This is a genomic window from Vibrio sp. 10N.286.49.C3 (assembly GCF_041469545.1).
In the GTDB taxonomy this organism is placed as follows: Bacteria; Pseudomonadota; Gammaproteobacteria; order Enterobacterales; family Vibrionaceae; genus Vibrio; species Vibrio tasmaniensis_A.
Genome location: NZ_JBFRKT010000014.1, coordinates 6,215 through 19,539, shown reverse-complemented (window position 1 = coordinate 19,539; position 13,325 = coordinate 6,215). Strand labels below are relative to the sequence as shown.

The 13,325-nt window shown below is 45.1% G+C and carries 12 protein-coding genes and 1 tRNA gene; 9 read left to right on the top strand and 4 right to left on the bottom strand.

Features of this window, described 5'->3' with window-relative positions:
- Positions 1 to 20 precede the first annotated feature (20 nt).
- The 7 genes from AB4180_RS07610 to AB4180_RS07580 all read left to right on the top strand — a co-directional run bounded on the left by AB4180_RS07610 (position 21) and on the right by AB4180_RS07580 (position 7,735).
- Positions 21 to 1,328 (top strand): isochorismate synthase MenF, encoded by a 1,308-nt coding sequence (locus tag AB4180_RS07610; RefSeq protein ID WP_102249859.1) that lies wholly within the window; start codon positions 21 to 23, stop codon positions 1,326 to 1,328.
- Entirely contained in the window at positions 1,325 to 3,058 is a 1,734-nt protein-coding gene (gene menD, locus AB4180_RS07605; RefSeq protein WP_102249858.1) for a 2-succinyl-5-enolpyruvyl-6-hydroxy-3-cyclohexene-1-carboxylic-acid synthase, read from the top strand. The genes AB4180_RS07610 and menD overlap by 4 nt, the downstream gene beginning before the upstream one ends.
- Positions 3,059 to 3,067: 9 nt before the next feature.
- Entirely contained in the window at positions 3,068 to 3,868 is an 801-nt protein-coding gene (menH, locus tag AB4180_RS07600) for a 2-succinyl-6-hydroxy-2,4-cyclohexadiene-1-carboxylate synthase (RefSeq protein ID WP_102249857.1), read from the top strand.
- Positions 3,869 to 3,970: 102 nt separating this feature from the next.
- Positions 3,971 to 4,837 (top strand): 1,4-dihydroxy-2-naphthoyl-CoA synthase, encoded by an 867-nt coding sequence (menB, locus tag AB4180_RS07595; protein WP_010439547.1) that lies wholly within the window; start codon positions 3,971 to 3,973, stop codon positions 4,835 to 4,837.
- A 75-nt stretch (positions 4,838 to 4,912) separates the two neighbouring features.
- The gene (gene menC, locus AB4180_RS07590; protein WP_102249856.1) at positions 4,913 to 5,920 is read left to right on the top strand and encodes an o-succinylbenzoate synthase; all 1,008 of its coding nucleotides are present in this window, start codon (positions 4,913 to 4,915) and stop codon (positions 5,918 to 5,920) included.
- Positions 5,921 to 5,971: 51 nt separating this feature from the next.
- Positions 5,972 to 7,402: an o-succinylbenzoate--CoA ligase gene (menE, locus tag AB4180_RS07585; RefSeq protein WP_102249855.1), complete on the top strand. Its 1,431-nt coding sequence runs from the start codon at positions 5,972 to 5,974 to the stop codon at positions 7,400 to 7,402.
- A gap of 165 nt (positions 7,403 to 7,567) precedes the next feature.
- Positions 7,568 to 7,735, top strand: coding sequence for a hypothetical protein (locus AB4180_RS07580; protein ID WP_009847266.1), 168 nt, complete (start codon positions 7,568 to 7,570; stop codon positions 7,733 to 7,735).
- A 161-nt stretch (positions 7,736 to 7,896) separates the two neighbouring features.
- Here the strand turns inward: AB4180_RS07580 and AB4180_RS07575 are convergent, their stop codons facing one another.
- From AB4180_RS07575 to AB4180_RS07565, 3 genes are all read right to left on the bottom strand, one after another.
- Positions 7,897 to 8,817: a YeiH family protein gene (locus tag AB4180_RS07575; protein ID WP_029224038.1), complete on the bottom strand. Its 921-nt coding sequence runs from the start codon at positions 8,815 to 8,817 to the stop codon at positions 7,897 to 7,899.
- A gap of 143 nt (positions 8,818 to 8,960) precedes the next feature.
- Positions 8,961 to 10,835 (bottom strand): MFS transporter, encoded by a 1,875-nt coding sequence (locus tag AB4180_RS07570; RefSeq protein ID WP_017100593.1) that lies wholly within the window; start codon positions 10,833 to 10,835, stop codon positions 8,961 to 8,963.
- Between the two features lie 17 nt (positions 10,836 to 10,852).
- Entirely contained in the window at positions 10,853 to 11,443 is a 591-nt protein-coding gene (locus AB4180_RS07565) for a TetR/AcrR family transcriptional regulator (protein WP_012604487.1), read from the bottom strand.
- A gap of 197 nt (positions 11,444 to 11,640) precedes the next feature.
- Here AB4180_RS07565 and AB4180_RS07560 point away from each other — a divergent pair, with 197 nt between their 5' ends.
- Entirely contained in the window at positions 11,641 to 12,564 is a 924-nt protein-coding gene (locus AB4180_RS07560; RefSeq protein ID WP_009847262.1) for a Tim44 domain-containing protein, read from the top strand.
- A 333-nt stretch (positions 12,565 to 12,897) separates the two neighbouring features.
- The gene (locus AB4180_RS07555) at positions 12,898 to 13,053 is read left to right on the top strand and encodes a hypothetical protein (RefSeq protein WP_198592260.1); all 156 of its coding nucleotides are present in this window, start codon (positions 12,898 to 12,900) and stop codon (positions 13,051 to 13,053) included.
- 180 nt (positions 13,054 to 13,233) lie between these two features.
- Here AB4180_RS07555 and AB4180_RS07550 read toward each other — a convergent pair.
- Positions 13,234 to 13,318 (bottom strand) — tRNA-Tyr (locus tag AB4180_RS07550).
- Between the last annotated feature and the right edge of the window lie 7 nt (positions 13,319 to 13,325).

Here is a 13,325-nt window from a genome sequence, read left to right as displayed (position 1 = left end):
TAGATGTGAACGAGGTCGATTTGTCACATTTCCAGCAAACTATCTCCGCTTTGATTGAGCGAGTACAAAATGCCCAAGCAAGTGAAGTTCGTTGTGTTGAAGTTCTAACGCAAAAACCATCGTTTGCATTTATAGAATGGCTTCATGCTCAACCGCTCTTTCCAAAGTTCTATTGGCAGTCACGCGACACTCGTGAAGAAGTGGTCGCGCTCGGTCAACTGCATACTTTCTCCGATCCTGCTCCTGCGTATGCCATTCTTGGTGAAGACCAACGAATTTGGGGTGGACGTTCATTTGACGGACATACCGCAAAGAACCGCCGTTGCATGGAATCATTTTTCTTTCTTCCTCAGGTTGAATTAATTCGCTTTGACGACACTTGGTCGCTGGCGGTTAATTTGTCTCCTGATCGCGTTGCTTCCATTAATGCTTTGAATAAGCTTTCTGTCGAAGCGGCGATATTGGCACCCTTGTCGGCGCACATTGAGCAAATTAACCATGTTCCAGAACGAGAACAGTGGGGCAATTTGGTTGATAAAGTGCTTCAGGGCATCAGCGATGAAGAATATAAGAAAGTCGTATTAGCTCGTAGAACCACATTGCAATTGGATGCGCCAATCTGCGCGGCTCAGTTGCTCAAGGCCAGTTACCTGCAAAACCATCACAGCTTTCACTTTATGTTGGTATTGGATTCCAAACACAGCTTTATTGGCTCAACGCCAGAACGTTTGTACAGTCGATATGGCACTGAGCTTAATACTGAAGCGCTAGCGGGAACCATTGGTCGCGGAGAAAACGCGACAGAAGATATGGAGTTAGCCAACTGGCTTTCTCAAGACAGTAAAAACCTCAATGAAAACCAATATGTGGTTGACGATATCATTGAGCGTCTCACCCCTCATTCTCAAACGGTACACGTTGAAAAAGAGGCGCGACTTGTGCGTTTGCGTAAGGTACAGCATCTTAAGCGTAATATTCATGCTCAACTCAATACTGGTGTTAATGGTGTCCAGCTACTGGCTTCATTACAGCCAACAGCTGCCGTTGCGGGACTGCCTCGTAAAGAAGCGATGGATTTCATACTTGAACATGAACCGTTTGCGAGAGGTTGGTACGCAGGCTCTGTTGGCTATATTAGCCATCAACGCGCTGAATTCTGTGTCGCGATTCGAAGTGCCTTGATTGTAAACGATCAAGTACAACTGTTTGCGGGTGCCGGGATCGTGCCGGGATCGGTTGCTGAACATGAGTGGCAAGAGTTGAATAAGAAAATGTCGACTCTGCTCAGCTTAATTTCAGATCACCCACCTCTGGGTGTGGCGTCATGAATCACGACCAAGCCGTATTAAACAGAGTTTGGTGTCACACGTTACTTGAAGAGCTAGCCCGGAGTGGTGTTGAACATGTATGTGTCGCGCCAGGCTCGCGCTCAACGCCGTTAACACTCGAAGCCGAAGCCAATCCAAAACTGACGCTGCACACGCACTTTGATGAGCGTGGGCTTGGTTTTCTTGCTTTAGGTTTAGCGAAAGCCAGCGATAAGCCAGTTGCCGTGATTGTCACCTCTGGTACTGCTGTTGCAAACCTTCTTCCTGCGACGGCTGAATCTGGACTGACACGAGAGAAGCTAATTTTGCTGACCTCTGATCGACCTATCGATTTAGTCGACTGTGGCGCTAATCAAGCGATTCAACAGCAAGGCATCTTTTCTTCCCATGTTGAAAGTGCTTTAAATCTACCAAGTCCAACCACACAGATTTCATTGAATTGGCTTCTGACATCCGTTGATAACGCGCTAGCGAGACAACGCAATGTTGGCGGTGCGATTCATATCAACTGTCCGTTCCCAGAGCCTCTATATTCTGCGAATAGCGCGGAAATGTATGTGGAATACACATCCAGTATCTCTGGGTGGAAGTCGGGAACAGGTTGTTACAGCCAAACGTTTTTACCTAATAAAGTGAATACACAACCGATTGCTCCAGGTGAGTATCTTGGACGTAAGGGTGTGGTTATTCTCGGTTCGCTCGATATTGAACAAGCGACAAAAGCTCAGCAGTTTGCCACTGCATTAGGCTGGCCAGTTTTTTGCGATCCTCAATCAGGTGTCACAAGTGATTGGAAACATTATGATCTGTGGATGCAGAGTGACGCAGCTAAAGCGCAACTCAACCAATGTGATTTCATCCTTCAGTTCGGTGAGCGCATTGTTTCTAAGCGCCTTAATCATTGGATAAAATCGCAAGCATCATCATTCTGCTCATCACAATACATTGTTGTGTCACCAGATGCGCACCGAATCAACCAAGATCATCTGCCTCAAACCCATATCGTTGTTGATATCGAATCATGGGTGTCAGAGCAGCATTTACCCACCTTGTTAGGTCAACATGCGGGTTGGGCAGCACCTTTGATAGAAATCGCGAATACGGTTCAACAATTGGCATTGGCGCAAATATCCAATAATGACCAGTTGACCGAGTTGACCGAGTTGAGCGTTGCAGTTGACTTGTCGACTAGACTTAAAGACAGAGAGTTGTTTGTGGGAAACAGCTTGATGGTAAGGCTGGTGGATATGCTGTCATCAATATCTGCAAATCAAGTTTACAGTAATCGTGGCGCATCGGGCATTGATGGCTTGGTAGCAACGGCTGCGGGCGTGGTAAAAGCTAACCAGAACCCCTTGATAATGTTGATTGGCGATACCTCTTTGCTTTACGACCTCAATTCACTGGCTCTGCTTACTCACAATGTAACGCCGATGGTGATTGTTGTGACCAACAATGATGGCGGTGCGATCTTTGACTTGTTGCCGGTTCCTGAGCAACAAAAACAATCTCTATATCAAATGCCCCATGGTTTCGGTTTTGAACATGCCGCTGCGCAATTCCAGCTTGGTTATGCGGCACCAGAAACTTTGAATTGCTATCAAACGATTGTCGAACAACATTTCGAACAAGGTCAGGGTACCTTGCTCGTTGAAGTTAAGACGCCTCCCGAACAAGCGTCTACTTTGCTGAAACAATTCAGTTCAATGCTCACCGAGGCATTAGCCTAAGGACTTTACATGCTCTACTCCAATTATTACCCAGCTGTACAAGAATCTTCTGACAAACCTTTGCTTGTTTTTCTACATGGTTTACTCGGAAGCGGGGATGATTGGAGCGCATGTCATCCATATCTAGAGGATTTTCCTCGTCTTTGCATAGATTTGCCCGGGCACGGACAAAGTCGCTTTATCGATCCGGTAGGCTTTGATCATTGCTGCAAGAAAATCGTTCAGTGCATCATTTCTCAACTTGCTCTCAACGATCTTCCTGCGGATTACCCTATCGTGGTGATTGGCTACTCTATGGGTGGCAGGCTTGCCATGTATGGGGTGACAAGCCCTTGCTTCGAAACGCTCAATCTTGAGAAAGTCATTATTGAAGGTGGCAACTTTGGTCTGGAGCGTGATGAAGAACGAGCACAAAGGTTAGTACATGATACGCAATGGGCTGTCCGCTTTGCGCAGCAGTCGATTGAAGATGTTTTAGACGATTGGTATCAACAAAGCGTCTTTTCTTCACTAAATCATGAGCAAAGACAAACTTTGGTCATAAAGCGTAGTGGTAACCTTGGAGTATCCGTAGCAAATATGTTGTTATCTACTTCGTTAGCTAAGCAACCGGATTTACGTGCCACATTGAAATCTCATGAGCATCAATTGCATTATGTGTGTGGTGAAAAAGATCGTAAATTCATGGAGCTAGCTGAGAATAGTGGCTTTGAATATAGTCAGGTTGATTACGCTGGTCATAATGTTCATTTTGAGCAACCAGAGTTGTTTTCAAACCTGATCATCCAATGTATCGCCAGTCGTCGTTAAACTGACTGAGCGGTTCTCTCGTATCAAGCACTATCAAAAGCAGAGCAACACCGTCACGACTATTCGTTAGTCGTGGTCTCTAATAGAACAATGGGAATCACCATGGCTAAAACAGTAGGCATCACAGAAGAAGAACTTTACGCAGCAGTTAACTGGCGCGATGAAAGCAGTCAATTTGAAGATATTCAGTACCATAAGTCTGACGACGGTATTGCGAAAATCACGATTGCTCGTCCTCAAGTCCACAATGCGTTCCGTCCACAAACCGTAAAAGAGATGATCAATGCACTGGCTGATGCTCGTTATGACGAGAAAGTTGGCGTAATCATTTTGACGGGTCTTGGTGAGAAGGCGTTCTGTTCTGGCGGTGACCAAAGTATCCGTGGTGACTACGGCGGTTATCAAGATGATTCAGGTACACATCACCTGAACGTACTTGATTTCCAACGTCAAATTCGTACTTGTCCAAAACCGGTTATCGCAGCGGTATCGGGTTGGGCAGTCGGTGGCGGTCATGTACTTCACATGATGGCAGACCTGACCATTGCAGCTGAAAACGCACAGTTTGGTCAGACGGGTCCTAAAGTAGGTTCATTCGATGGCGGTTGGGGTGCTTCTTACATGGCTCGTATCGTTGGCCAAAAGAAAGCGCGTGAAATCTGGTTCTTGTGTCGTTTCTACGATGCTCAAGAAGCATTGGACATGGGTCTGGTAAACACAGTCGTGCCTGTTGCTGACCTAGAAAAAGAAACGGTTCGTTGGTGTCGTGAAGTTCTTCAACACAGCCCAATGGCGCTGCGTTGCTTGAAAGCCGCACTAAACGCAGACTGTGACGGCCAAGCCGGTCTACAAGAGTTGGCGGGTAACGCAACCATGATGTTCTACATGACAGAAGAAGGTCAAGAAGGCCGAAACGCATTTAACGAGAAGCGTCGACCTGATTTCGACAAATTCCCGCGTAACCCATAGTCTTTCTCTTCTTTAAAATGAGTCGCTAATAGCGGCTCGTTTTGTTTTGATGTTCCCCGTTTTTTAGGAAACTTTATGAACTCAGTGAATTCTCAGCGTCACGCTAAACTCTACCGTTATCAATTACCTATGGATAGTGGTGTGATTCTTCGTGACAATAAGTTGAACGAACGCGTTGGCTATATCATCCAACTTGAGTGTGATGGTAAAACTGGTTTTGGTGAAGTTGCGCCTCTGCCGGGTTTTAGCCAAGAAGATGCCGAACAAGCTGGCATTCAGCTGCAACACGAATTAGAGCTTTGGAGCCACAATAACCCTCAAACGCCTTTTGATGAGTTATATCCTTCTGTTGCCTTCGGTTTTTCGATGGCGATGATGGAATTACGAGGCGAACTCAGCGCTGAAGGTAACTACCAAGCGGCACCGTTGTGTACAGGAGATCCAGATGAATTGATCCCTGTGCTGAATGAGATGAAAGGCGAGAAGGTCGCCAAAGTAAAAGTCGGCCTCTACGAAGCGATTCGTGATGGCATGCTTGTCAGCTTATTCCTTGAGTCGATCCCTGATTTGACCCTAAGGCTTGATGCCAACCGTGCGTGGAAACCAGAAAAAGCCAAGCAGTTCATCAAGTACATTTCGCCTTCACTGCGTCAACGTATTAGCTTTATTGAAGAGCCTTGTCAGAAGCCAGAAGATAGCTTAGCTTTTGCTATTGACCACGGTGTTGCGATTGCATGGGACGAAACACTGCAAGAAGCGGTGCGAAGCCCTGAGTTTAATCTTAGTGATTTAACAGGTGTTAAGGCGGTTGTGATTAAACCAACCTTAATTGGTTCAGTAGAGCGTTGTGTTGCTATCATTGAACGCGCGCAACAACTTGGTATTAAACCTGTACTAAGCTCAAGCATAGAGTCTAGCCTTGGCTTAACTCAGATTGCTCGATTGGCACAGCAGTACTTGCCTAATGAAGTTCCGGGGCTTGATACGATTGGCTTGTATCAGCAACAGCTAGAAGTCTCTTGGCCGGGTTGTCAGCTTCCAGTTTCAACGCTTGAACAGCAGCAATTGATTTGGTCCTCTTAGGCTGGCGTTCGATTGGCTTAGACCGTTCTCAATTTATAACTTGGTTATCTTATGATGCGCCCACAATCTAATCATCACCCGCTCTGGGTACAGTGGGCGCAGCAGAACCCACATCAAACAGCGTTAGTGACTCCTAACCGTGCTTACACTTGGCAGCAAGTGTTTGTGCTGGTGAGTGAGTACCAACAACAGCTATCTCATCAAGGCCTATCTGAAGGTGATGTACTGACGATTGTCGGTAAGAATCAAGCTGAAGTGATTCCGGCTTATCTTGCCGCACTCAATTTAGGTGTGGTTTGTGCGTTTACCATGCCTCAGCCGAAAGCTCGTTTAACGCAGAAGCTTGAATCCCTCTATGGTCAGCTAGACAGACGTTACCTTTGGCTATTAGATAGCTGTGGGTTAGATCATTCTGATGCTGTTGACCTCAAGACGGTATTGGTGACGCTACCTTGCTTGAACGAAGTTAAGGTCGATGGTGATGACAAACCAACAACATCGCAAAATCCTAACTTTAATCCTCAAAACCTTGCGAGCATCGTATTCACTTCTGGCTCTACCGGAAACCCGAAAGCGGTGGCTCACACATTGCAGCAACACTTATGTTCAGCTCAGGGGTTATTAGACGTTTTCAACTTTGAACAAGCTGACACTTGGTTGCTTAGCTTGCCGATGTACCATGTGTCGGGATTGGCGATTGTCCATCGTTGGTTGGCGGCTGGTGGCTGCATCAAAATAGGGTCAGGTAAGCTTGAGTCAGACATCGAAGGTTGCAGTCATGCCTCTTTAGTGGCTACTCAACTACATAGGTTATTGCAGAGTAAGCAAGCACTTACTTTAACTCATGTGCTTTTAGGCGGTAGCCATATCCCAGAAGCGCTAGGGCTTGAAGCTCAACAAATGGGCATTGAAACTTGGCTTGGATATGGCATGACAGAAGCGGCTTCAACAGTGACCGCGAAGCCAGTCGATTCTAGTAATACTGCAGGTTTTGTTCTCGACCAACGCCAGTTAAAAATTGAAGATCAACGTATCTTTATTGGCGGCAATACGCTTGCTGCTGGTTATTACTATCAGGGCGAGTTAACACCGTTGGTGGATGAGAACGGTTGGTTCGACAGTAAAGACCTCGGCGAATGGGATGGCGAACAAGTGTCGATAATTGGTCGTGCTGATAATCAGTTTATTTCTGGGGGAGAGAATATCCACTGTGAAGAAATTGAACGAGCACTGAATCAGTTGTCTTTAATCAATCAGGCGTTTATCGTTCCGATTGAAGATGATGAATTCGGGTTTCGACCTGTCGCTATTGTGGATTGTACGGATTTACCAACCAAAGAATGGTTTGCCGAGCAATTGAATGGCCGTCTTGAGCGGTTCAAATTTCCTGTTGAGTATTATCGAATGCCTAAGCAAGAACAGCAGGGTATTAAGGTTTCACGCGCTGGATTGGCATCTTGGTTGTCTCAGCATAGGAGTTAAAGGTAAGCGCTTACCTCGACGTTATTTGCGAAGTTGTTAGGTGACTAAGTTGTCAGGCGGTTAGTTAATTTAGCAATTAGATAGTTCAAAACAGAATTTATTATCTTTATAACCATCCATCATAATAAGCTCTATAAATAACGGATTATAGAATAAGGTCTTATTATGAAAGTTGCCCTCATCATTGCGGTTTTACTGCAGATAGGCCAAGCGCTCGTTTCGTCAGGACTGACTCGTTCATTGGCTGAACTCACTGCATTTGTGCTGGTTGTGGTACTTGTTTTAATGAAAAGAGAGAGCAAAAAGAGTGATAAGCCCCTGTTTGATTTGTGATTGTTGCAATAAAGAAAATCTTTACTACAAACGATATTTTCACTAAAAACGATAGGGGCAAAGCCCATTAGAGCTTTGCCTTTTTATTTTGTCATTCGCTAATCTGTTTGTCTGCTTAACAAGTTAACCAATCTACAGCGCTTCTTTACGTATTAGATGCATCAGGTAAGCGTTAACCACGCTAATGAGCCTGTCGAAATCATCGTCCACATTGTAATACCAAACATCAATGGCTTCGGCCCAGCAGCTTTAAGCTTCTCAACTGAAATACCGCAACCAATCAAGAATAGACACACCACCAATGCACGCTTAGACACATCAAAGATACCTTGATAGACCATCTCAAATTGTGGCAATAAGTCACTAACAGCAATAGCAGCGCAATAGAAGAAAATGAAGTAAGGAATCGTAATCTTCTTTTGATCGTTCTTGAAGATCATTGCGCTGACTAACGCGATTGGGATAATCCAAAGTGCGCGAGCGAGCTTCAATGTGGTTGCTGTGGTCAGTGCTTCTTCGCCATATGCTGATGCTGCGCCGACTACAGAGGAGGTATCATGAATCGCGATGGCTGCCCATGTTCCGAAAGTTTGTTGGCTTAACTCTAGTGCATGGCCAATCATTGGGAACAAGAAAAGGGCGACCGAGTTCAACACAAATACAGTGGCTAACGCCAAGCCAATCTGTTCATCATCAGCTTTGATGGCCGGTGCTACGGCGGCAATGGCGCTACCACCACAAATTGCGGTACCAGAAGAGATAAGGTAACCCGTGGTGCGATCTAATCCCATGCGTTTTGCCAAGAACCAACCAATGACCAAGGTACCAATAATCGTCGTGACAATGAGGCCAATACCATCGCCTGTGACCGCTAATGCTTTCTCAAACTGAATGCCAAAGCCTAAGCCGACAATCGAGTAGGCCAGTAGCTTCTTGGTGAGTTTGCCTACTTCTAGATGCTCAGGGACTAAACCTAAGCTCGCAAGAAGGAAACCGATCACGAGTGCCGTCGGTGAACTCACCCATGGGGTTAAGCAAAACAGAGCAGCAAGATAAAATGGAACAGACTTTTTTAGATTCATTATATTTAATTCGTCGCGTCTAGTATTGGCAGCGTAGTGGAAGACTATACGCTTAACGCAATGGTAAGTAAGTCTAAATGAATTGAACAAACGTTAAGTAAAACTAAACGTTTATTCAGCTGATATGAATAAAGGTTGGTTATTTAGCGTAGTGAGCCGCGAAGATCAGAGACTGACTGTCGAAGCGTGTCGCATGAAGCTTCCTTGGCTAGCATAGGTTCGGCAGCTTCTATCTCTAACTTGGCCCTGAAACGGGTGGGTAGCCCCTTAAAAGCTTGACCTTTATAACGACTGAAGTAGCTGCCCCATAGCCCTTTAAGTGCCATTGGAATCACAGGTACAGGAGAACGTTTGATAATCAACTCCATGCCACGCATGAATTCGGCTACTTCGCCATCAGCGGTTAGCTTACCTTCAGGGAAAATACAGACGATGTGCCCTTCATCTAGGGCTCGTTCAACTTCTTTGAAAGCGTTTCTAATCGAGTTTCGGTTGGTTGCGGAGATTGGAATAACTCCTGCTCTTTTTAAGAATCGACGTAGTGGAGGAAGTTTGGCGTAATCCTCTTCCATCACAAACCGAATCAAGCGAGGGCAAACCGCACTTAGAAGCAGTGCATCCATATAACTCACATGGTTGCAAACGATCAGTGCACCGCCATTCTCTGGAAGATGGTGTAAGTTCTTGTGCTTAACTCGGTACATAGTGTGAGTGACCACCCATGTAAAGAAACGGAAAGCGTAGATAGGCACCTGATAAAACAGGTACAGCATAACCAAAGTATTCCCTATCGCGAGCAACACAAACAGCTGTGGAATAGAAAGATCGAGAACACTCAGGCAAACAATACCCAAAACGGCGCTTCCCACCATGAATAGTGAATTGTAAATGTTGAGCCCGGCAATCACTTGAGCGCGTTCATCTGGTTTCGCTCGTAACTGCATCAGAGAATACAGAGGAACAATGAAGATACCGCCAGAGACACCTAAGAGCAGAAGATAAGCAAACAGCGGCCACAGCTCTGAATACGTCACGAATTGATGGAAAGAAGTAAATTCAGGCAAGGACTCAGGAATGGATATCGCCATCAATAGCCCAAAAATCGACATACCTAGGCTACCCATTGGTACGATGCCGATTTCAATTCTGTGATTTGACAACTTATCACAAGCCAAAGAACCTATCGCAATACCGACCGAGAAAAGAGCTAACAAAAAGGCAACCGAGCTTTCAGTGCCGTTCAAGTGGAGCTTTGTGAAGTTTGGAAACTGAGTTAGGTAAGCAGCGCCAAGGAACCAGAACCAGCTGATAGACATCAGTGCTTGAAACGTTGGGCGATCTTTTTTTGCAATCGCCAGTGTCGCGCGGGTTAGCTTTACTGGCTGCCACTTCACTTTCAGATCTGGTGCGTTACTTGGCGCTTGTGGAATAAAGCAGCTTGATACATAGCCAAGCACGGCGAAAGAAACAATACATACCGCAGCAATGAGCTTCGCGCTTTCTTCAGATGCAATAATACCGGCACCAAGAGTACCAATAAGGATGGCTAAGAATGTGCCGGTTTCGACTAAAGCGTTGCCGGATACCAGCTCTTTTGTTTCTAACTGTTGTGGAAGCAGTGCGTATTTCACCGGGCCAAAGAAGGCACTTTGCGTTCCCATTAGGAACAGAAGTAGGAGTAGTATCCCGTAGCTTTCGTAGATAAACCCGATCGCGCCCAGTGACATGATCGCCACTTCAAGGAGCTTAACTTTACGTATAAACCAAGATTTTTCGTATTTGTCAGCCAGTACACCAGCCAAAGCAGAAAACAGGAAGAAGGGCAGAATAAAAAGACCAGCGGCCAAATTAATGAATAGATTGCTGGAAATAGGCAGCGTATCTACGCTTGCGAAAGCAACAAACAGTAACAGAACATTTTTGAATATGTTGTCATTAAAGGCGCCTAGAAATTGAGTAATAAAGTAGGGTAGGAACCTTTTTTGAGTTAACAGCGAAGATTGGCTGCTGTTGTTCATTGTCTTTCCTTGAATGATTACCAGTTGGTTAAGTAGTTTGAGATTAGGTTATTGATCAACTCTTTACCATCGATAGGTTCAGAGGCGAAAAATTTATCATCAACGCTAAGTAGAGTAATTCCATGTACTCCAGACCATAATACACGGCTGGCTTTAATGACTTCGCTTTCTGTGTGTTCAGGCGCAATAGCTACCAGCAATTGCTCTAACATACCTGTCATTCTATCAATACGGTTCGATTGCCATTCAGGAAGGTTTTCACCATTCATGTTGTGCTCAAAGATAAGCTGCCAACGGTGAGGGTGTTTTTGTGCAAAATCGTGATAGCAGTATGCAAGATTGAAAAGAGCCTGTTGAGGGTTGCTCGATTGTTCAACCGCAGAAGCAGATTGGGACGACAGTTCATCTAATGTTTGAGCAACAACGTGTAAAAGGAGTAGGTTGTAGTTACCAAATACATTCACCAAGGTGCTAGGGACATAACCAATCATATTGGCAATTTTACGTAGACTTAGCTCGTGATAAGAGTGCTCTTCTAAGAAGTCGGTTACCGTCTTTAAGGTTAATTGCACTAATTGTTCGCGAGTATGATCGTTTCGTCTTGCCATGAGTACTTTCTATTAAATGAACATCGTTCAATATTTTAATGCTGCCCCAGAGTGCCGTCAATCCCTTCGCTAGTTTAGTAATCAATTAATAGCCGCAATATTATGATACATGTGTAAACGTCGTGAATATTTCATTGTTCTTTGTTAACGAGTATGATTAAGGTGTCGAAAGATAAAAAAACCTATAAAGGATAATAATGAAACGATTTTTCTCACTAGTCGCGATCCTGTTGGTAACAGTCGCGGTGACGCCAATCGCGGAAGCGAAAAAGTTTGGTGGTGGTAAGTCATTTGGCAAAAGCTTTAAAACGGCTCCAGCACCAAAACAACAAAACACAAATTCGATCCGACAAGATCAAACTGGCAAGAAAACAGCAGCAGCTAACTCTAGCAAGAAAGGCCTTATGGGCGGTCTGCTAGGTGGTTTACTTGCTGGTGGTCTTTTAGCTGCATTCTTTGGTGGCGCATTTGAAGGTATCCAGTTCATGGATATTCTGATCATGGGTCTGATTGCTTTCCTAGCGTTTAAATTCCTACGCGGAATGTTGGGCGCGAAGCAGGGCTCAATGAATCAGCAGAATGCACGTGGCCAACAGCCAGCATTCGGCGGCATGGGTCAGAACAAGTTTGAACAACCTAAGCAACAACCAAATGTTCATAACTTCGAGCAAGCACAGCCTCAATCACAACCTCATTCGCAAAATAGCGCTGGTGGTTTCGGTTTTGGTGCACAAAGCGATGTTCCACATAACTACCCACCAGGTTTTGATCAAGCGGCATTCATCAACGGTTCTCGTGAGCACTACCGTACACTGCAAGGTGCATGGAATCACAACGAGCTAAACACGATTGAAGAATACGTATCTCCAAGCCTATTTGAAGACCTAAAAGCTGAGCGTAACAAGCTAGACGGTGATCAGCATACAGACGTAATGTACGTTGATGCTGAAATCGTTCGCGCAGATCACGATGGTAGTAAAGCACAGCTAAGCCTTCAGTTTAGCGGTCGCTACCGTGACACCGCAGACGGCATTGAAGAAGATATCACTGATATCTGGCACTTAGAGCGTGACCTAACGACTCAAAATGCACCTTGGTTAATTGTTGGTATTCAAGGTTAATTCCACGATTTGACTCAACATCAATATGATGTAGTTATTCGGAATGACACCAAATAATTGAAAGCCCCTGCTGAGAAATTAGCAGGGGCTTTTTTGCGTCTAATGATATGTATCTATAAGTCGCAGCAGGGAAATTGGCTTTGAGCTTTTTTTGGGTGGGGGGAAGGGGTTTAGATTCAAGGAACAATGCCAATATGACTAACACGTGGTGAGCCGACAAAGAACATGAGTAGCGGAAATGTGTCATCACGACAAATATTAAGAGATGTATCTTGCTCAAAGGTTGGATTAACCTAGAGCTAACTAATTGATTCTATTTGGATGTGATGAGTAATGACCAAGTTCTTTGAACCCGTATTGGAGCTTGAAATTACTTTGCAGCAGAAACAGAGAATAGCGAATGAATGCCAAGAACATGTATCGACCAATTGCTTAGGCTGCGCTGCTTATCTGGCTTGTCAGCGTCATGCAGAAGTATGGGAACACTGATGTTTGAATGGGCTAGATCGCTTAGCCTTTCTTGGGTTGTAACGGGTTAGTGTTTAGGAAGTTGAGGACCGTGTTTAGAAAGATAGGTTCGGCAAGATACGTTTAGAAAGATATAAAGCTCAGAAACGAAAAAAGCCAACTCAATGAGTTGGCTTTTCGATTTTCCAATTAAGGAGAATATGGTGGAGGGAGACGGATTCGAACCATCGAAGGCAGTGCCGGCAGATTTACAGTCTGCTCCCTTTGGCCACTCGGGAACCCCTCCAGGGTGT